The organism is Acinetobacter faecalis (assembly GCF_034187745.1).
Classification (GTDB): domain Bacteria; phylum Pseudomonadota; class Gammaproteobacteria; order Pseudomonadales; family Moraxellaceae; genus Acinetobacter; species Acinetobacter faecalis.
Map to the genome: position 1 here is coordinate 338,895 of NZ_JAXHPF010000001.1, position 20,655 is coordinate 359,549.

Sequence of the window (20,655 nt, forward strand, 5' to 3'; positions counted from 1 at the left end):
GTCATCATTTGGGGATTGAACATGGGCGCCTATATTTTTAAACGATTATTGCTGATTATTCCGACATTATTTTTTATTTTGCTGATTAATTTCGTGGTCGTACAAATTGCACCAGGTGGTCCTGTAGAACAAGCAATTCAAAAGGCAGAGGCTTTTCAAGGTGTTGGACAATCTGCTTCTGTAGGCGAAACGGTAGATCAATCGAGTCAATATCAGGGTGCAAAAGGTTTAAGTGATGAAATGGTGAAAAAAATTGAAGCGCAATATGGCTTCGATAAACCTGCACATGAACGCTTTTGGTTAATGTTAAAAAGTTATGCTCAGTTCGATTTTGGCACCAGTTTTTTTAAGGATAAACCCGTAACACAATTGCTTTGGGAAAAATTGCCTGTTTCATTGTCTTTAGGGCTTTGGAGTACGTTATTAATATATTTAATTTCAATTCCTTTAGGCATAAAAAAAGCAAAAAAGCATGGTTTAGCTTTCGATAAAGCAAGTTCAATGTTATTGGCAATTGGTTATGCAATTCCGGCCTTTGTTTTTGCACTTTTGCTCATTGTATTTTTTGCAGGTGGAAGTTATTTGCAATGGTTTCCGCTACAAGGCTTAGTGTCTGAAAATTTCCAAAGTTTAAGCTTTTGGGAACAAATTAAAGACTACTTTTGGCACATGACTTTGCCTTTACTTGCCATGGTGATTGGTGGATTTGCAGGACTAACATATTTAACGAAATATTCCTTTATGGAAGAACTTAGCAAGCAATATGTACTCGCAGCTCGTGCAAAAGGCTTAACTGAAACTCGTGTGCTGTATGGACATGTATTTCGTAATGCGATGCTCATTGTTATAGCAGGCTTACCCGAAGCGCTGATTGGTATTTTCTTTGTAGGAAATCTGTTTATTGAAATTATTTTCAATTTAGATGGTTTGGGATTGTTAGGTTTTGAAGCTATTGTTCAGCGAGATTATCCTGTTATTTTTGGTACATTATTTTTATTTACCTTGTTAGGATTATTACTTCGCTTACTCAGTGATGTGCTTTATCAAATAATTGATCCTAGAATTAATTTCGATTCGAGAGGTGCAAAATAATGTCACCACTTATGCGAGCTCGAATTGATAAATTTAAAGCCAATAAATTGGGGTTTTCGTGTTTAATTATTTTTCTAGCAATTTTTATTTGCTCATTGTGTGCAGAATTTATTGCTAATGATAAGCCGTTGTTAGTGAAATACGATCAGTCTTATTATGTTCCTGTCTTAAAAGAATATCCTGAAACGACATTTGGTGGCGTATTTGAAACAGAAGCAGAATATAAAGACCCCGCAGTAATTCAGCTAATTGAAGAAAAAGGTTGGGCAATTTGGCCTTTTATTGAGTTTTCATACCAATCTCCAAATTTAGATTTAGCCGTACCTGTACCATCTGCACCAACATCTCAAAATTGGCTAGGAACAGATGATCAAGGACGAGATGTACTTGCACGCATTTTATATGGTCTTCGACTGTCACTTTTATTTGGCTTTGCTTTAACTTTTGCTTCGGCTTTTTTGGGAATTATAGTAGGTGCAATTCAGGGCTATTATGGTGGTTGGATTGATTTACTTGGTCAGCGCATATTAGAAGTGTGGGGCGGTTTGCCTATGCTTTTTATGGTGATGATTTTGGTCAGTATGTTTAGTCCAAGTATCTATTGGCTATTTCTCATTATGCTTATTTTTGGTTGGCCTACATTGGTTGGATTAGTTCGCGCAGAATTTCTAAGAGCGAGAAATTTTGACTATGTTCGGGCTGCAAGAAGCTTAGGTGTGAATGACAGAACCATTATATTTCGTCATATTTTACCGAATGCAATGAGTTCAAGTTTGTCGCAACTTCCACTAATGCTGACAGCGAATATTACAGCATTAACTGCGTTAGACTTTTTAGGTTATGGATTGCCACCCGGTACAGCATCTTTAGGTGAATTGTTATTACAAGCAAAGAATAATTTAAATGCGCCTTGGCTTGCACTTTCAGGCTTTTTTACTTTAGCCATTGTTCTATCTTTACTTATTTATATTGGGGAGGCGACGCGTGATGCATTTGATCCAAGACGTCAATAATCTTCCAGTTTTATTAAGTGTTGAACATTTAAAAATTAAACATGATGAACAATATTTAGTTGAAGATTTAAGCTTTAAATTACATGAAGGTGAAACTGTTGCCATTGTAGGTGAAAGTGGTTCAGGCAAATCTATTAGCAGTTTGGCGATATTGGGTTTGTTGCCTCAAAACTTAAAAACAGATGGACAAGTTTTTTTAAACGAACAAGAATTACTAAGTCTTTCTGAGGTAGAAAAACGACAAATTCGTGGACATAAAATTGCCATGATTTTTCAAGAACCAATGACAGCATTGAATCCATTGCATTGTGTTGAAAAGATTGTTGGTGAAACTTTGTGGTTGGCAGGCTATTCGAAACAACAAACACGTGAGCGCGTTATAGCACTGTTAAATGATGTAGGTATACCTAAGCCAGAAGATAAGTTAAAACGCTATCCACACGAGCTCTCAGGCGGTCAGAGACAGCGTGTGATGATTGCAATGGCACTTGCCTTAGAACCAGATATTTTAATTGCAGATGAGCCAACTACGGCTTTAGATGTTACGTTACAAGCTCAAATTTTAAAACTGTTAAAGTCTTTGCAGAAAACCCGCAATATGGCGATGATTTTAATTAGCCATGATTTGAATTTGGTGCGCCAATATTCAGACCAAGTGATTGTGATGAATAAAGGGAAAGTTGAAGAACAAAACACGGTAGCAAATATTTTTAAAAATCCACAAACGGATTATACGAAAAATTTGCTGAATCATAATTTTGGTAAAGCACTTAAGTTAAATGAATCCGACACATTATTAAAACTAGAAGATGTTGTGGTACGTTTTCCTATTAAGAAGGGGTTGTTCAATAGAGTTAAAGATTATGTAATTGCAGTTGAACCACTTCAATTACGGCTTGAGCAAGGACATTCGATAGGTATAGTAGGAGAAAGTGGCTCGGGTAAAAGCTCTTTGGCTTTAGCAATTGCGCGTTTAATACAATGTGACGGTAAAATTGAATTACTTGGGAAAGATTTAAATCAGCTATCAGAAAAAATACTTCGACCATTACGTCATGATTTTCAAATTGTATTCCAAGATCCTTTTAGTAGTTTGAATCCGCGCTTAACTGTAGAGCAAACAATTGCTGAAGGTTTGTATATTCAAAAAATATCTCAAGCTAAAATTACAAGCTTAGTAGAGGAAGCTTTGGAAAAAGTAGATTTGCCAATTACTTTTAAAAACCGATATCCGCATGAGCTTTCAGGTGGGCAACGTCAACGTATTGCATTGGCACGTGCTTTGGTTTTAAAGCCTAAATTATTAATTTTAGATGAACCTACGTCTGCTTTAGATAGAACAACACAACGATCTATTGTGAATTTATTGCGACGTTTACAGCAAGAAGATGGCATGAGTTATTTGTTTATTAGCCATGATTTACAAGTGGTGAAAGCATTGTGTCAAAAAGTATTGGTTTTACATCATGGTCGAGTTGTAGAAATACAAGAAACAGAGCAATTATTTGGACATCCTCAGAATGAATATACACGAGAATTAATTGCTGCAAGTCAGTATTAGATAATGACTAAATTTAAGATACAAAAAAGCCCAAGTCGAAATGCTTGGGCTTTTTTGTGAAATACTGAATAAATTTAGCATCTCGAATATGGCGTCCCTACGGGGATTCGAACCCCGGTTACCGCCGTGAAAGGGCGATGTCCTAGGCCTCTAGACGATAGGGACAGCGTGAAGTAATTATTTGTAAAACCATTCTCTTTCAAGTGAAAGTTTGTGGCGTCCCTACGGGGATTCGAACCCCGGTTACCGCCGTGAAAGGGCGATGTCCTAGGCCTCTAGACGATAGGGACTAAATACAAACATTACTTCTGAAATTGGCGTCCCTACGGGGATTCGAACCCCGGTTACCGCCGTGAAAGGGCGATGTCCTAGGCCTCTAGACGATAGGGACGTTTCAGAGGTGGGCGTATATTAGGTCGAAATGATGGGGGTGTCAAACGCTTTTCAGCAAAAAAATAATGATATTGATTTGAATGGATAATTTATCAACATAATTTATAGAAATATTGAAAAAGTGCTGTGAATTGCATCAATAATGAAAAATTATCTTTAAATAAGTTGAACACTACCAAAATAAAATTTTAAAAATAATGATGCAAAAAAAAGAGTAACCGAAGTTACTCTTTTAGGATTTTATTCAGATTTATTGTGATACAGCCCGTAATAGCTTGCATAACAAATACCAATAAATGCTAAACAGCCAAAGAAGCTAATGCGTAATGATGGGTCGAAAACCATACTTACACAGGTAATAAAACAGAATAAGAAACCTAGAATTGGCACAATAGGGAAAAGTGGAGCAGCAAAGCCTAACTCTTCTTTTGTACGTCCTGCTTTATACCATTGGCGTCGGAAATTGAATTGGCTTAAGCAAATACTCATCCAAACAACAACCATGGTAAATGCAGCAATACCAAGTAAGTTACTGAAAATTGTTTCTGGTGCAAATTGCTCAGAAAGTAAACCAGGTAAACCACCAATCATTGTTACTGAAACAGCAACGTACGGAATACCGCGTTTGTTCAATTTAGAGAATACAGCAGGTAATTGTTTCGTATATGAAAGTGACCACATCATACGAGAAGCAGCAAATAAACCTGAGTTTGCTGCAGATAATAATGCCGTGATAATTACAAAACGAATAATATCTTCAGCATAAGGAATACCAATGTGCTGAAATACTGTTACGAATGGACTGCTACTTACACCTTCAGCATTTAGACCTGCTTCTTGATGTGGTAAAAGTGAAGTCACAACGATAATGGTACCTACAAAGAAAATTAATAAGCGGAAAATTGCAGTATTAATTGCTTTGGGAACATTTTTAGCTGGATCTTTAGTTTCACCCGCAGCAACACCAATTAACTCTGTGCCTGAGAAGGCAAAGTTAACAATTAACATGGTTGCAAAAATAGGGAATAAACCCTCTGGGAACCAACCTTGAGCAGTTAAATTAGTGAAAAGTGGTGCAGATTCGAAGCCGCGATAACCAAGTACACCAAATATTGCAAGTAAACCTAAAAGAATAAAAGCAACAACGGTAATAACTTTAATTAATGCAAGCCAAAATTCAGATTCAGCAAACCATTTGGTTGAAATCATGTTTAAGGTAAACACGAAAGCACCAAAGATGAGCGTCCACATCCACATAGAGCTGTCTGGGAACCATTCCTGCATTAAAAGTGCGGCTGCAGTAAATTCTGTTCCAAGCGTAACTGACCATGTAAGCCAATATAACCATGTAATGGTATAACCAGTTCCTGGACCAATATAGCGTTTGGCATAAGCGCCAAATGAGCCAGATTCAGGCATGTGTACAGCAAGTTCTCCTAGGCATAGCATTACCATGTATGCGATAACACCACCTAAGAAGTAAGAGATTATGGCACCTACTGGCCCCGTTTGTGCAATGACTTCACCCGATCCTAAAAATAGGCCAGTTCCGATTGCGCCACCAAGCGAAATCATAACTAGATGTCGAGTACTCATAGCGCGTTTTAAAGGCGCAGAATTGCCCTGATGCGAAGCATCATTCGGAGATGAGTGCATAGGATTGTTAAAAATAAATAATAAATGAAGCCGACCATTGTAGTGAAAAACTACAAATCTGCAATTAAATTATAATGATTTTGTTTAACGAGTGATCGCATGGTGCGATAAATGGCGTCCCTACGGGGATTCGAACCCCGGTTACCGCCGTGAAAGGGCGATGTCCTAGGCCTCTAGACGATAGGGACGTTTTGAGGTGATGCGTATGTTATTGGGTTTTTATAAAGCTGTCAAACTGCAAACTTAGTTATTTTTGTATAAATGAACTGATTGTTTATTTTTTGGTAAATATATTAAACATAAATGAATTTATATATTTATTAAGACTGTAGCGAAGTAGATTGTGATGAGTAAAGGTGGGTGTGAGTTAAGCTATATTGATTAATTTTACTAATTTAAAAACTAACTAAAGAGTGCAGCCTTTTATACCTTGGTGATATTTGACGTTATTTAGATAAAAAAGAGTCCGGTAGGACTCTTCTGTAGAACTTAAAATTTAAAAGTAATATCGGCAATAAATTGGCGACCTATTTCAGATTTTAAATAGTAGTCGGTATCTAAGTATTTATTGTGTCGATTCGTGACATTATTAATAGTTAGTCCCCAGATAGCATGAATATTTTGAGATATTTGGTGAGTATAGCTTGCTCGCATATCCCAACGAACGACACTAGGAATACTTGTGTCGTTATAACTATAAATTACGGGTAGATTGTTTATATGAGTGTATGGTTTAGCTATGCTGCTAGATTTAGTTAATCCTTGGAAGGTTGGTTTGTAAACCAAGAAATTACTAATATTTAATCCAGCTAAAAAATTTGGTGTAAAGTCCCAACTTATACGAGCAGTTAAAGGGACATTAAAATCACTGGCAGGTAGGTTATTCGGAGTGATGAGTTTTCCATTATATAAAACGTGACTGTATTCTTTAGTTTCAGAATCATTGGCATTATTATAGTCGCGCTTAGTATTTGAATAGCTCACAGCTAAACTCATGCGATGCTTAGTATCTAGAACGTTGAATGGTAAAATATTACCGATATCTAAAGTTATATTTTCCGAGCTATAGTTTTTATTATTGCTATATTCACGAGTCCAAATATTATTTGGATCTGGATAAATTAAATGATATTGATCTTTATATTCACGGTTAACATATTTGATTTGCGTGCGAATGTTTTTGAATTCACTGCTCAGTGCGAGCATCCATTCATCTGCATAAGGTAAATCTAAATCACTTCTTTTAATATTGTTTTTGTTTGGCGATACTTTGGGTGTCCAATCGCTATTTAAGTCTGTTCGAGTATATTGATTTTGAAAATTTAAAATTCCATCTTGTAAGTCGAAATTGTATAAATAACGATCGTAATAACGATTCCAGCCTGTACTAAATTTTAAACTTTGATCACCGAAAGGCTTGTAGTGAAAAGCTGTTCTAGGTGCAATATTTTTATTCTTACTTAAACTGTCGTAATCAAAGCGTAGACCAAGAACAGCTTCAAATCTTTTATCCCATTGTAAGCGATCTTCTATAAATGCAAACCAACTGTCTTGTTGGACATCAATAGAGCCCATTCCATGAACAGTTTTTGTTTTGCTGTATTGTCCAGTTGCTTTTTTGCTTGGAATATAATCGGGGTCGCAAGCAATATCTATCGATCCGTCATTTTTAATACAGTCTGTGTTAAATCCAGTTGGAAGAAAGTATTGGGTATAATCATTTGGACGATGCCAAGCAGCTTCATTATGAGTAAATCCAGCTCCAATATGAAAGTTATGCGTTGTTTTGAAAAATTCAAAAGGAATGAATTTTGCAGAAGTACTATATTCTAAGGTTTGTTGTTCATTGAATATGGTGCCAGTTGCTCCCTCTGATACAGAGGTTTTATCACTCCAGTTTTTATTTTCTGTTTTCCACCAAGTAAAGTTATCTCCATCAGTGCTTAGACGTTCGTTCTTTTTTTTCTGATAATTAATGTTGTTAGTTAATGAAAATAAAGGGAAGTCATTTCTAATGCTCAATTGTAATGATTGGTTATCTGAAGTTTGATTGTAACCGTTCGTTATAATACTTTGATTGAAACGGGTAGATTCATCACTATAATTTTGTGCTGAAAATTTAATTTCTAAGTCATCGCTAGGATTATAAAATAGCTCAGCATTAATATTTGTAGACGTGCGATCCTCATTATAAGGGCGAGCATCTGATAGTTTTGATGTGGATCGTATGTCTGACTTACGTTGGCTTAGTCCTAAATTAAAGCCTAAACTTTCAGTTAATCGTCCATATGTATTCAGGCTTATACCTTTTTGAGTAAAGTCTTTTTGTGCATTTGTTTGAGTTGTATCCTCAAAATCACTTTCTTCCGATGAGTCAATATAGTTGAATCGGTACCAATCTGAAGAGGTGTAGTCATAGTTTATATTGCCGTGAATTTTTCCTACTACTGTTTTGGGGGCGCAAGTTGTTGCACTAATTACACCACCAGTGAATTTTCCGTACTGTGCACTGACATTGCTGTCTAATACTTCTAAGTTGCAGAGAAGGTCAGTATTCAGGGTTACTGCTTGTGAATTACCTTTTAGGGATGTTGGGTCACTAATACCAGAATTACTTTCATATGGATTAATGTCATTATTAATACTCATTCCATTGAAAAGAAAGGCATTGTTATAAGGAAGTGCTCCATGGATTGAAATATCACTTGCATGAATTTCAGCTTGATTACCTGCTGCTTTTTCTGAGTTTGTAAATTGAACATTCGAATTAACTTTCAGCAGTTCAGAAATTGTTTTTTTATTATTCGGCGTTTTTTCTAAATCTTCTTTTGTATATACAGTTATTCCGACATCTTTATCTTCAATTGCTTTGACAACAAGTGGGGATAATTGAATAGATGATTTCTCGCTTTTAATTTCTAGAGTATCAGTTTGATCATTTGCATACACTGATGTGCTAAGAATAGAAAGAATGGCACAACTGATATAAGTACGAGTAAGAGTCATGAAGTGAAATTTGCACAAATGAAAATAAAAGCGATTATCATTTGAGTTGGTGTATTTTTCAATATAAATGAGAATTACTTACACTTGTCTGGTTGATAAAAGTACAATATTTGACGGTGGAATAATTTTTAGATGTAAAAAAGCACCCTTATTATTGAAATTAAACGATCATTTAAATGTAAAACATAAAATGAACAATTTAACTTCTAGGGTGCTTTAGTATCAAAAGAACTTATTGTTCTACTGATAAAAGAGTTTCTACAAGATGCGGTGCAAGCTTATTTAAAATAAAGCAAAAAAGTTCAGCAGTTTTTTGAGTGTCATACAAAGCAGAATGTGCTTCTTTACCATCAAATTCAATGCCAGCCTGAATACAAGATTTAGCGAGAACAGTTTGCCCAAACATTACAGCACTTAAAGTTACAGTATCGAATACTGAAAAGCTGTGGAATGGGTTTTGATTTTTAGTGCCTGTACGCGCAATTGCTGCTTGTACAAAACCTAAATCGAAATGCGCATTATGTCCAACAAGAACTGCATGTGTGCAATTTTGTTGACGACGTACTTCATTTACTGCTTTGAAAATACGTTTTAAGGCAGATTTTTCATCTTCAGCCATTGCAACACGCATAGGGTTCGATGGATCAATACCAATAAAATCTAAAGATCTACGGTCTAAATTTGCACCTTCAAATGGGTTGATATGCGCATGATACGCTTGCCCCGGAACAAATTGACCTTCCTCATTATAAATAATAGGAATAGCTGCGATTTCTAATAATGCATCGGTCTGTGAATTAAAACCTGCTGTTTCAACATCAACAACAACAGGTAGGAAGCCACGGAAACGCTGACCAATGATTGGTAGAGTTTCGTCTGTCACAATTTTCTCCATTGGATCGTTTTGCCCGCATAAAGAGGGACAATTTTTTCACCATCCAAATAGTCTAAGCTTTCAGGAATAATTTGATCTTCTTTTACCAAAGTAATGGTACTGGTATTACGTGGAAGACCATAGAAGTCTGCACCGAAGTGGCTTGCAAAACCTTCAAGGCGGTCAATTTTACCAACTTGATCGAAGGCTTGAGCATATAGTTCAATAGCAGTAGGCGCACTATAGCATCCAGCACAACCACATGCATTTTCTTTAGCATTTTTAGAGTGCGGAGCGCTGTCTGTTCCTAAGAAAAACTTAGGATTACCGCTTGTTGCTACTTCTAGTAGCGTTTGCTGATGTGTTTGGCGCTTTAAAATTGGTAAGCAATAGAAATGCGGTTTAACACCACCAACTAACATATCATTACGGTTAAATAATAAATGCTGCGGTGTAATTGTTGCTGCAACATTGCGATCATGTTCTAAAACAAAATTCGCCGCTTCACTTGTTGTAATGTGTTCTAAAACAAGTTTTAAGCCTGGGAATTGTTTCATTAGCGGTGAAAGTACTTCATCTAAGAAACGTTTTTCACGGTCAAAAATATCGACATGATTATGTGTAACTTCGCCATGCAATAACAATGGAACTTGATGTTTTTCAAGTTGCTCAATAACAGCATAAACTTTGCTAATGTCGCTAACACCATTGTCTGAATTGGTTGTTGCGCCAGCAGGGTAAAGTTTAATTGCATTTACATGTTCAGATTTCTTAATTTTTAAGATTTCTTTAGGAGATGTTTGGTCTGTGAAGTAAAGAACCATTCGAGGGTCGAATTCGATGCCTTCAGGCACATGCGCCATAATACGGCTACGATATGCTTCTGCTTCTTCCACAGTTTTCACAGGTGGAACTAAGTTCGGCATACAGATTGCGCGAGAAAATTGTTTTGCAAGATCGGGTACTGTACGTTCTAGAGCGAGTCCATCACGTAAATGAGCGTGCCAATCATCAGGCTGAAGCAAGGTTATCGTATTCAAAATAATTCTTACTAGAAAATAAAATAAATGATAATCGAATTGTGGTGAAATTGGTAACCGCAAAAATGAATAAAGAGATAGATTTACGTAAATATTTGCTAATTTCTTGAGTGTAATTTAAACGGTTAAAATTTCTCTTATTTTATGTGTGTAATTTTCACTTTAAAAAGTAAAATTAAGTGCTTTATAACTTAATGATCATCTTTTTATTTTGATGGTTTTAATCATATTTAAAGGCAATAAAAAACCGCTCATAAGAGCGGTTTTTTGACATTCAACAAACTTATTTGTTTTTGTCTTTTAATTGAGGAACAGCAGAACCTGTACCTACTGCCAATAAACCAGTATTTGTATAAATACCAAGTTTAGCGCGAGTATCTGTAATATCTAGGTTACGCATAGTCAATTGACCAATACGATCCATAGGAGAGAACATTGAATCGCCTTTTTCCATCGTTAAGCGTTCAGCTTCGTATGTAAGGTTTTCAGATTCAGTGTTCATGATTGTGTAATCATTACCACGACGAAGTTCTAAAGTTACTGTACCTGTTACAGCTTTAGCAACCCAACGTTGAGCAGTTTCACGAAGCATAAGCGCTTGAGAATCGAACCAACGACCTTGGTATAATAAACGACCTAAACGTAAACCGTTAATACGGTATTGTTCGATTGTATCTTCGTTATGAATACCAGTTACTAGGCGTTCGTAAGCAATATGAAGAAGAGCCATACCCGGAGCTTCGTAAATACCACGAGATTTCGCTTCAATAATACGGTTTTCGATTTGGTCAGACATACCTAGACCATGACGACCACCAATACGGTTCGCTTCTAAGATGAACTCAACTGGATCTTCGATACGACGACCATTGATCGCAACAGGGAAGCCTTCTTCAAAAGTAATTGAAACTTCTTCAGCTTTAACTTCTACGTCATCTTTCCAGAACGCAACGCCCATGATTGGATCAACAATTTTAATGCCAGCATCAAGGTATTCAAGATCTTTTGCTTCGTGAGTTGCACCCAACATATTTGAATCTGTTGAATATGCTTTTTCTTTTGACATTTTATAGTCAAAACCGTTGTCGATAAGGAATTGAGACATTTCCGCACGACCACCAAGCTCATCAATGAAAGTTTGGTCTAACCATGGTTTGTAAATTTTAAGCGCAGGGTTAGTTAAAAGACCATAACGGTAGAAACGTTCAATGTCGTTACCTTTATAAGTCGAACCGTCACCCCAAATGTTAACGTCATCTTCTTTCATTGCTGTAACAAGCATAGTACCTGTTACTGCACGACCTAATGGAGTTGTGTTGAAGTAAGGAACGCCACCAGTGCTGATGTGGAAAGCGCCACATTGAATTGCTGCAATACCTTCGAGTGCAAGTTGTAAGCGGCAATCAACTAAGCGAGCTTTAACTGCGCCATAAGCTTCTGCTTTCTTAGGAATAGCATCGTAGTCATCTTCATCTGGCTGACCTAAGTTTGCTGTATAAGCATAAGGTTCAGCACCTTTTTGTTTCATCCACAATAAAGCAGCTGAAGTATCTAGACCACCAGAGAAGGCGATACCTACTTTTTTGCCTACTGGTACATTCTGCAAGATAGTTGCATTATCAGTCATTGTAAGTCCTAACTTTCTAAAACAGGCACCATATTTGGTGGCCAAGGAGAATCTGTAAACCACATATTATAGCACTTTAACTTGAGCTTGTTTTCTGAAAAAAATGCAAATATTAAAAATATTCAATGTTTTTAGAGGTGAATAGACAGAGTGTGAAACGGTGTTTACTTTGTGGATGTTTTAGGTTGATAGCATGTAGTAAAAACTTAGTTTGCTGTTAAAGATATTTAATCTTTACAATCAACTACGCCATATAGGTCAAAACTTTTGTGTAGACTAAAGTATGAGAATTGATATACCTACAAACACTAAATTAAAATAATTATAAAAATTAATCATTTATGTTAAGTGCTTATTTTGATTATTCCTTAAATTTTTATTGTTAATAATTAAAATTGGTATGACCAATAATTATATTTAAATTAAATATTGCGCTTAAAAGAAACAGAAACTATTATCTTGTGGTTATTTTGTATATTTTTTTTGCTTAATGCTTAATTGGTAAGACCAATAATATTTAAATAAGCCTAGAGTGAAAACAAGCATTTCAAGGAGTAGAAGATGCTTCAAAATTGGCAACAGATTTATGACCCTATGGGCAATATTTGGCTTTCAAGTATTGTCGCATTAATTCCAATTGTATTTTTCTTTTTAGCTTTAGCTGTATTTCGTATGAAAGGTAGTGTTGCTGGAACAATCACGGTTGTTTTGGCATTACTTGTTTCATTATTTGCTTATGGTATGCCAACTCAAATGGCTTTCGCTTCTTTGGGGTATGGTTTCCTATACGGTTTATGGCCAATCGCTTGGATTATTATTGGCGCATTGTTCCTTTATAAAATTTCTGTAAAAACAGGTCAGTTCGATGTTATTCGTTCTTCGATTTTGTCTATTACAGAAGATCAGCGTTTGCAAATGCTACTTGTTGGTTTTGCATTTGGTACTTTCTTAGAAGGTGCGGCAGGTTTTGGTGCACCTGTTGCTATTACAGCTGCTTTACTTGTTGGTTTAGGCTTTAAGCCTTTATATGCAGCAGGTTTATGCTTAATTGTAAATACAGCTCCAGTTGCTTTTGGTGCAATGGGTATTCCAATTATTGTTGCAGGTCAGGTTTCTGGCGTAGATACAATGGAAATTAGCCAGATGGTAGGTCGTCAGTTGCCATTTATGGTGCCAATTGTATTGATCTGGATTATGGCCATTATGGATGGTTGGCGCGGTGTGAAAGAAACTTGGCCAGCAATTTTTGTGGCGAGCTTTTCATTCTCAATGGCGCAGTACTTAACATCTAACTTTGTTGGCCCTGAATTACCAGATATTACTGCTGCAATTGCATCTTTAGTAAGTTTGACTATTTTATTGAAATATTGGAAACCAAAGCATATTTTCCGTTTCCAAGATGAAGATGTAAAAGTAGATGAGACGATTGTTGCAGAAGCACGTAAAAAATACACATTAGGTCAAATTGCGAAAGCATGGTCACCATTTGCTGTATTAACCGCAATGGTAACAATTTGGAGTATTAAACCGTTTAAAGACTTATTTGCAAAAGATGGTCCTTTAAGCGATTTAGTATTTTCAATTAAGGTGCCGTATTTGCATCAAATGATTGAAAAAATGCCGCCTGTTGTGCCTGAAATTACAGATTACGATGCCATTTATAAATTTGATTGGTTATCTGCAACAGGTACAGCAATTATGATTGCTGCAATCATCACCATTATTTACTTAAAAATGAAACCAAAAGAAGCTGTAAAAGCATTTACAGAAACAGTTGGTGAGTTAAAAACGCCAATTTATTCAATTGGTATGGTGTTGTCATTTGCCTTTATTGCGAACTACTCAGGTATGTCTGCAACGCTTGCATTAGCACTTGCACATACTGGTCATGCATTCACATTCTTCTCACCATTTTTAGGGTGGATTGGTGTGTTCTTAACAGGTTCAGACACTTCTGCAAATGCATTGTTTGCTGCACTTCAAGCAACAACAGCGCAACAAATTGGTGTACCTGAGGTGTTATTAGTGGCTGCAAATACCAGTGGTGGTGTGACAGGTAAAATGATTTCACCACAATCTATTGCAATTGCGTGTGCGGCTGTAGGTCTTGTAGGTAAAGAGTCCGACTTGTTCCGTTTTACTGTTAAACACAGTATAACGTTTACAGTAATGATCGGTATTATTATTACTCTACAAGCTTATGTGTTCCCTTGGATGATTCCATAACACGCAATAAAGGATAGGTTAAATGAAAGTCTCCGACAAAGTTGTACAAAGTCTACGCATATTAATTGAACAGACGAATATGCAAGTCGGAGACCGTTTGCCTGCTGAAAGAAAACTGTGTGAACAGCTTGGTGTTTCACGTTCATCTTTAAGAGAAGCAATTCAACAGTTGGTTAGCCAAGGATTACTTTTGAGCAAAGTTGGCGCAGGTAATTACTTGCAGCAGCTACCTATACATTGGTCTGAGCACAAAATTGTACAGCCTTTAAGTAACTTAATAGATGTAGATCCTGAATATCGGTTCGATGTTCAAGAGTCTCGTTTAATACTTGAAGGTGGTACAGCTTGGTATGCAGCGCAACGTGCAACAGCAGAAGATATTATAAAAATTCGAGCTTGTTACGATGAAATTGCACACTGCCAAGCGCTTGGGAAAGATGATGAAGCTGCTCGTGCAGATGCCAAATTTCATTTAGCAATAGCTGAAGCATCACACAATGTTGTTCTTATTCAGTTAATGCGAAGCCTATTCGATTTATTGCAATTTAACGTGGTTTTAGGGCGACGCAAGGTCTACTCAGAATCACACCGTTTTGATCAATTGCAAGATCAGCATTTTAATGTCATGACTGCAATTGAACGTCAAGATCCAGAAGCTGCACGAAATGCAGTGTGTGGACACATTGAGTTTGTCATTCAACAAGTACGCTCGATTGATGAAGAAGAAGCTCGTCAACAGCGTGCGAGTCGATTAAATAGGATATAAATTATGATTATCTCTTCTGCGAACGATTACCGTGAAGCCGCAAAGCGACGTCTTCCACCATTCCTTTTTCATTATATTGATGGTGGTGCTTATGCGGAATATACACTCAAGCGCAATGTAGAAGATTTATCAAAAATTGCACTTAGACAACGTGTTCTCAATGACATGTCAGAACTAAGTCTTGAAACTAAATTGTTTGATGAAACTTTATCAATGCCAGTTGCATTATCACCTGTAGGTTTAACAGGAATGTACGCTCGCCGTGGTGAAGTTCAAGCAGCGGTTGCAGCAGATAAAAAAGGTATTCCATTTACTTTATCTACAGTTTCTGTTTGTCCAATTGAAGAAGTTGCACCTGCAATTCAACGTCCAATGTGGTTTCAACTTTATGTACTGCGTGACCGTGGTTTCATGAAAAATGCATTGGAACGTGCAAAAGCAGCAGGCTGTTCAACGCTTGTATTTACAGTAGATATGCCAGTTCCAGGCGCACGTTATCGTGATGCTCATTCAGGTATGAGTGGGCCAAATGCTGCAATGCGTCGTTATATGCAATCTTGTTTCCACCCACATTGGGCGTGGGATGTGGGCATGATGGGGCGTCCGCATGATTTAGGTAATATTTCGAAATACTTAGGTAAACCAACAGGTTTAGAAGATTATATTGGTTGGTTAGGCAATAACTTTGATCCTTCTATTTCATGGAAAGACCTAGAGTGGATTCGTGAGTTTTGGGATGGCCCAATGGTCATCAAAGGTATTTTAGACCCTGAAGATGCCAAAGATGCTGTACGCTTTGGTGCAGATGGTATTGTGGTTTCAAACCACGGTGGTCGTCAGTTAGATGGTGTTTTATCTTCAGCTCGTGCATTACCTCCAATTGCAGATGCTGTAAAAGGCGATATTAAAATTCTTGCAGATTCAGGTATTCGTAACGGTTTAGACGTTGTGCGTATGATCGCGATGGGCGCAGACACTTGTATGTTAGGTCGTGCATTTGTATATGCATTGGGCGCAGCAGGCGGTCAAGGCGTAAGTAATTTGCTTGATTTAATTGAGAAAGAAATGCGTGTTGCAATGACACTCACAGGTGCAAAAACGATTGCTGATATAACATCTGACTGTTTAGTGAAGTTAGAACGTGAATTAGCAGGTTAACACCGTACCTTATTCAATTTACATAAAAGTTGCTTTTATTTAGGTAAAAGCAACGCTGTATTTTCCTTTCACTTTCAATATTGTTCATCTTAAATGTTATTGAATGATTTAAAACATATCCCGTAAAAGCTTATTGCACTGTAAATAAGTTTAGTAGGAATCTAAAAATGTCTGATATTAAAAATCAACAACAGTCACTGCAAAAACTTATAAATATTGTGGGTAAACAACACGTCTTAACTGATGATGGCGACACTAGATTATATCGTCAGGGGCGACGTTATGGTTCGGGCGAGGTTTTTGCAGTTGTAGCACCGGGCTCATTGGTAGAACAATGGAAAGTGCTTCAAATTGCAGTAGAAGCAGATTTTATTGTGATTATGCAGGCGGCAAATACAGGTTTAACAGGTGGTTCAACTCCATTTGGGGAATATGATCGCCCTGTATTGCTTTTAAGTACACGTCGTTTAGCAGGTATTCAAGTCATTCAAGAGGGTAAGCAAGTGGTTTGTTTGCCGGGTGCAACGCTAGATGCTTTAGAAAAAGAGCTTGCAACTTATAACCGTGAACCACATTCAGTGATTGGTTCATCATGTATTGGTGCTTCGGTACTTGGTGGTGTGTGTAATAACTCGGGTGGTGCTTTAGTGCGTCGAGGTCCTGCTTATACAGAACTTGCCTTATATGCACGTGTTAATGATGATGGGAAATTAGAACTCATCAACCATTTAGGCATTCATTTAGGGGATACGCCTGAAGAAATTCTAGAAAATTTACAGCATCAAAAATACACACCAACAGATGTGAAACAAGAAGAACATCGTTGTGCATCGGATCAGCATTATTCACATGATGTGCGTCAGGTAGATGAAGATACGCCTGCACGATTTAATGCAGACCCAACGCGTTTGTTTGAAGCTTCGGGTTCGGCAGGGAAAGTATGCGTATTCGCAGTTCGCTTAGACACCTTTGAAAAAATTCCAAGCCAAGTTTTTTATGTGGGGACAAATTCACATGATGATTTGACTGAAATACGTCGCTTTTTATTGCAAGATTTACCGAATGTACCTATTGCAGGTGAGTATATTCATCGTGTTGCCTACGATATTGGTGCTGAATACGGTAAAGATACTTTTATGTTCATTGAGAAATTTGGTACGGCAAAAGTGCCTGCTGCATTTGCAATGAAAGATAAGGTAGATGGTCATTTACAGAAATTTGGTTTACGTGGTTTAAGCGATAAAATTCTGCAATTGGTGACGAAGTTTTTACCATCACATTTGCCAAAACGCATGAATGAATTCCGTGATTTGTATGAGCACCATTTGGTACTTCGTATTGAAAATCAGGATGCTGAACTTGTGCAGAAGTACTTTGAAAATTACTTCAAAATAAATACAACAGGAAACTTCTTTTTGTGTGATGCGGATGAAGGGCGTAAAGCATTTTTACACCGTTTTGCAGTAGCGGGCGCAGCAATTCGTTATCGTGATACGCATTTAAGTGAGGTTGAAGATATTGTTGCGCTAGATATTGCGTTACGTCGTAATGATCGCCAATGGGTTGAAACCCTACCTAAAGAGATGGATGAGAAAATTCTTCATAAACTGTATTACGGTCATTTCTTATGTCATGTATTCCATCAAGATTATATTGTGAAAAAAGGTGTTGATCCTTTAGCAATGGAACATGAAATGTGGAAGTTGTTGGATGATCGTGGAGCGGAATATCCTGCTGAGCATAATGTGGGGCATTTATATGTGGCGAAGCCTGCGCTGAAAACGCATTACCAAAAACTTGACCCTACAAACAGTTTTAATGTGGGGATTGGTCATACTTCTAAATTGAAAAATTGGAAATAATGTAAAAGTTATAATAACGATAAAGTGGTAAAGCCCTATCTCAGGCGTAGCGAAAGCTACGCTTTTTTTATCTCTGAAATTTACAATGAAGATTCCCTCTCATATAAGGAGAGGGTTGGGGAGAGGTGGTTGTAAAAAACTCTCCTTTTCTTGAGGAAATATATTTATCATCCATAGGGTGAGGAAAATTTTAGGCAATTAAAATTTAGTTGACCGAACATTCACAGATTTGCATAAAAATGTCATAAACAAAAAGATAAAATCAGCTAAAGTATTATGCAACAAGTTGCAAAGCCAAAATTAAAAAGGAACGCCACATGACAACTCGCTATGCAAACATTTTAAAACCACTAGATTTAGGTTTTACCACCATCAAAAACCGAGTTGTCATGGGTTCAATGCACTCGGGCTTAGAAGACCGATTTTATAACTATCCAAAACTAGCAGCATACTTTGGCGAGCGTGCTAAGGGTGGCGTGGGCTTAATTATTACAGGTGGTATTTCACCCAATAGACAAGGCTGGTTACTTCCTGCGGGCGGTACTATGAATACCTTGGGTGATGTTGTACCACATAGACTGGTCACACGTGCTGTACATAAACATGGCGCGAAAATTTTATTACAAATACTGCATGCAGGACGATATGGCTACCAACCATTTGTAGTGTCATCAAGTGCAAGAAAATCACCAATTTCACCATTTAAGCCACGCCAAATGAGTGAAAGAACCATTTTAAATACCATCAAAGATTATGCCTATTCTGCAAGCCTTGCAAAAAAAGCAGGCTACGATGGTGTAGAAATAATGGGTTCAGAAGGTTATTTACTAAATCAATTCCTTAGTCGACACGTTAACCAACGTGAAGACCAATGGGGCGGTGCAATAGAAAACCGTATGCGTTTTGCTGTAGAAATTGTAAAAGCCATTCGTAAGGAAGTTGGCGAGAAATTTATAATTTGCTTCCGTTTGTCATTGCTCGATTTAGTTCATGATGGCAATACTATGGATGAAGTCATCACTGTTGCAAAGGCTTTGGAAGATGCAGGCATAACATTACTCAATACAGGGATTGGTTGGCATGAAGCACGTATTCCAACAATTGTAACCTCTGTACCGCGTGCTGCATTTGTCGATTACACGGCAGAAGTGAAAAAGCATGTAGACATTCCTGTCATTGCATCTAACCGAATTAATATGCCTGATACGGCAGAAGAAATTATTGCTTCGGGTAAAGCCGATATGATTCAAATGGCGCGACCATTATTGGCAGATCCATTTTGGGTAAATAAAACTGCAACCAATCGTGTAGATGAAATAAATACTTGTATTGCCTGTAACCAAGCATGTTTAGACCATACATTTAAAAATCAGCGTGTAAGTTGTTTAGTGAACCCACAAGCTGCATACGAAACAGAATTGGTATATGTAAAAACGAAAAAACCAAAACGAATTGCTGTAGTCGGTGGTGGCGTTGCAGGTATGTCTGCTGCAACTATTGCTGCAAGTAGAGGTCATCAAGTGACTTTGTTTGAAGCAAGTGCAGATGTAGGTGGACAATTTAATTTAGCGAAAGTTGTACCGGGTAAAGAAGAGTTTCACGAAACCATTCGTTATTTTAAAGTTCAAATTGAAAAAATGGGTGTAGATTTACGCTTAAATACCAAAGTGAACCGTGAACAATTAGAGCGTGAAGGCTTTGATGAAGTAGTTGTGGCAACAGGTGTTATTCCACGTGCTTTAAAAATTGAAGGTAGTGATTTACCACAAGTATTGTCTTATGCAGAAGTTTTACGTGGTGCAGAAGTTGGACATAAAGTTGCAGTCATTGGTGCTGGTGGTATTGGTTTTGATATTTCAGAATTCTTGTTAAAACCGCCACATCAAAAACAACCACAACCTTTAGATGAATGGCAACGTGAGTGGGGTGTAGATTCTAATCCGAATTATGTGACTGAAGGTGGTATGGTTAAAGCCGAAATTGAACCACCAATTCGTGAAATTTATTTACTACAGCGGAAAACTACTCCTTTAGGTGCAGGCTTAGGTAAAACTTCGGGTTGGGTACATAGAGCACAATTAAAGAAACATAATGTGCGCATGCTCCGTGGGGTTCAATATAAAGCCATTACAGATGAAGGTTTATGGATTGAAACAGCAGGGCAAGATCAACTTTTACGTGTAGATACAGTTGTGGTTTGTGCAGGGCAGGAGTCTGTAAAAGAAATAATGCCTGCAGATGGTGAAAATACTTTTGCGAAGTACCATATTATTGGTGGTGCAAAGCTAGCAGGAGAGCTAGATGCTAAGCGTGCAATACGTGAAGGTGCTGAATTAGCAGCCAAATTATAGTTTTTTTAGCATTTTTGGTGAAACAATATT

At 37.2% G+C, this 20,655-nt stretch carries 13 protein-coding genes and 4 tRNA genes; 8 read left to right on the forward strand and 9 right to left on the reverse strand.

The annotated features are described in order from the left end of the window. Positions 1-21: 21 nt before the first annotated feature. Genes SKM54_RS01600 through SKM54_RS01610 form a run of 3 tightly spaced genes read left to right on the forward strand, consistent with a single transcriptional unit; the run spans position 22 to position 3,666 of the window. Positions 22-1,092, forward strand: coding sequence for a microcin C ABC transporter permease YejB (locus tag SKM54_RS01600; RefSeq protein ID WP_321090881.1), 1,071 nt, complete (start codon positions 22-24; stop codon positions 1,090-1,092). Then, on the forward strand, positions 1,092-2,105 hold the full coding sequence (locus SKM54_RS01605) for an ABC transporter permease (RefSeq protein ID WP_321088098.1): 1,014 nt from the start codon (positions 1,092-1,094) through the stop codon (positions 2,103-2,105). The genes SKM54_RS01600 and SKM54_RS01605 overlap by 1 nt, the downstream gene beginning before the upstream one ends. Then, complete coding sequence (locus SKM54_RS01610) at positions 2,080-3,666, forward strand: ABC transporter ATP-binding protein (protein ID WP_321090993.1); 1,587 nt, start codon at positions 2,080-2,082, stop codon at positions 3,664-3,666. Before SKM54_RS01605 ends, SKM54_RS01610 begins: the two co-directional genes overlap by 26 nt. Positions 3,667-3,755: 89 nt before the next feature. Here the strand turns inward: SKM54_RS01610 and SKM54_RS01615 are convergent. The 9 genes from SKM54_RS01615 to argG form a co-directional block, all read right to left on the reverse strand. Next, positions 3,756-3,831: transfer RNA gene (locus tag SKM54_RS01615), tRNA-Glu, on the reverse strand. A 49-nt stretch (positions 3,832-3,880) separates the two neighbouring features. Continuing rightward, positions 3,881-3,956, reverse strand: a tRNA-Glu gene (locus tag SKM54_RS01620). A 25-nt stretch (positions 3,957-3,981) separates the two neighbouring features. Beyond that, positions 3,982-4,057, reverse strand: a tRNA-Glu gene (locus SKM54_RS01625). 242 nt (positions 4,058-4,299) lie between these two features. Next, positions 4,300-5,715, reverse strand: a complete 1,416-nt coding sequence (locus SKM54_RS01630) for an amino acid permease (protein WP_154772577.1) — start codon at positions 5,713-5,715, stop codon at positions 4,300-4,302. 112 nt (positions 5,716-5,827) lie between these two features. Then, a tRNA-Glu gene (locus SKM54_RS01635) sits at positions 5,828-5,903 on the reverse strand. 301 nt (positions 5,904-6,204) lie between these two features. After that, complete coding sequence (locus SKM54_RS01640) at positions 6,205-8,721, reverse strand: TonB-dependent receptor plug domain-containing protein (RefSeq protein WP_321090880.1); 2,517 nt, start codon at positions 8,719-8,721, stop codon at positions 6,205-6,207. Positions 8,722-8,953: 232 nt separating this feature from the next. Next, positions 8,954-9,616, reverse strand: coding sequence for a ribonuclease T (gene rnt / locus SKM54_RS01645; protein WP_154772579.1), 663 nt, complete (start codon positions 9,614-9,616; stop codon positions 8,954-8,956). Then, a complete protein-coding gene (gene pyrC / locus SKM54_RS01650; RefSeq protein WP_154772580.1) occupies positions 9,601-10,635 on the reverse strand; it encodes a dihydroorotase in 1,035 nt (344 codons plus the stop codon). Before pyrC ends, rnt begins: the two co-directional genes overlap by 16 nt. Before the next feature lie 283 nt (positions 10,636-10,918). Next, positions 10,919-12,262 (reverse strand): argininosuccinate synthase, encoded by a 1,344-nt coding sequence (gene argG, locus SKM54_RS01655; RefSeq protein WP_154772581.1) that lies wholly within the window; start codon positions 12,260-12,262, stop codon positions 10,919-10,921. A 561-nt stretch (positions 12,263-12,823) separates the two neighbouring features. Between argG and lldP the strand changes: the two genes are divergently transcribed. The 5 genes from lldP to SKM54_RS01680 all read left to right on the forward strand — a co-directional run bounded on the left by lldP (position 12,824) and on the right by SKM54_RS01680 (position 20,625). Then, entirely contained in the window at positions 12,824-14,488 is a 1,665-nt protein-coding gene (gene lldP / locus SKM54_RS01660; protein WP_321090879.1) for an L-lactate permease, read from the forward strand. 22 nt (positions 14,489-14,510) lie between these two features. Continuing rightward, complete coding sequence (gene lldR, locus SKM54_RS01665; RefSeq protein ID WP_321090878.1) at positions 14,511-15,254, forward strand: transcriptional regulator LldR; 744 nt, start codon at positions 14,511-14,513, stop codon at positions 15,252-15,254. Between the two features lie 3 nt (positions 15,255-15,257). Continuing rightward, positions 15,258-16,412, forward strand: coding sequence for an FMN-dependent L-lactate dehydrogenase LldD (gene lldD, locus SKM54_RS01670; RefSeq protein ID WP_154772584.1), 1,155 nt, complete (start codon positions 15,258-15,260; stop codon positions 16,410-16,412). A gap of 167 nt (positions 16,413-16,579) precedes the next feature. After that, positions 16,580-18,274: a D-lactate dehydrogenase gene (gene dld, locus SKM54_RS01675; RefSeq protein WP_321090877.1), complete on the forward strand. Its 1,695-nt coding sequence runs from the start codon at positions 16,580-16,582 to the stop codon at positions 18,272-18,274. 317 nt (positions 18,275-18,591) lie between these two features. Continuing rightward, positions 18,592-20,625 (forward strand): NADPH-dependent 2,4-dienoyl-CoA reductase, encoded by a 2,034-nt coding sequence (locus tag SKM54_RS01680; RefSeq protein ID WP_321093712.1) that lies wholly within the window; start codon positions 18,592-18,594, stop codon positions 20,623-20,625. Positions 20,626-20,655: the final 30 nt, after the last annotated feature.

Bases quoted from the DNA above. Each gene is read 5' to 3' on its own strand.
- SKM54_RS01600 (WP_321090881.1), top strand. From the start codon at position 22: ATGGGCGCCTATATTTTTAAACGATTATTGCTGATTATTCCGACATTA.
- SKM54_RS01605 (WP_321088098.1), top strand. From the start codon at position 1,092: ATGTCACCACTTATGCGAGCTCGAATTGATAAATTTAAAGCCAATAAA.
- SKM54_RS01610 (WP_321090993.1), top strand. From the start codon at position 2,080: ATGCATTTGATCCAAGACGTCAATAATCTTCCAGTTTTATTAAGTGTT.
- SKM54_RS01630 (WP_154772577.1), bottom strand. From the start codon at position 5,715: ATGCACTCATCTCCGAATGATGCTTCGCATCAGGGCAATTCTGCGCCT.
- SKM54_RS01640 (WP_321090880.1), bottom strand. From the start codon at position 8,721: ATGACTCTTACTCGTACTTATATCAGTTGTGCCATTCTTTCTATTCTT.
- rnt (WP_154772579.1), bottom strand. From the start codon at position 9,616: ATGGAGAAAATTGTGACAGACGAAACTCTACCAATCATTGGTCAGCGT.
- argG (WP_154772581.1), bottom strand. From the start codon at position 12,262: ATGACTGATAATGCAACTATCTTGCAGAATGTACCAGTAGGCAAAAAA.
- lldP (WP_321090879.1), top strand. From the start codon at position 12,824: ATGCTTCAAAATTGGCAACAGATTTATGACCCTATGGGCAATATTTGG.
- lldR (WP_321090878.1), top strand. From the start codon at position 14,511: ATGAAAGTCTCCGACAAAGTTGTACAAAGTCTACGCATATTAATTGAA.
- lldD (WP_154772584.1), top strand. From the start codon at position 15,258: ATGATTATCTCTTCTGCGAACGATTACCGTGAAGCCGCAAAGCGACGT.
- dld (WP_321090877.1), top strand. From the start codon at position 16,580: ATGTCTGATATTAAAAATCAACAACAGTCACTGCAAAAACTTATAAAT.
- SKM54_RS01680 (WP_321093712.1), top strand. From the start codon at position 18,592: ATGACAACTCGCTATGCAAACATTTTAAAACCACTAGATTTAGGTTTT.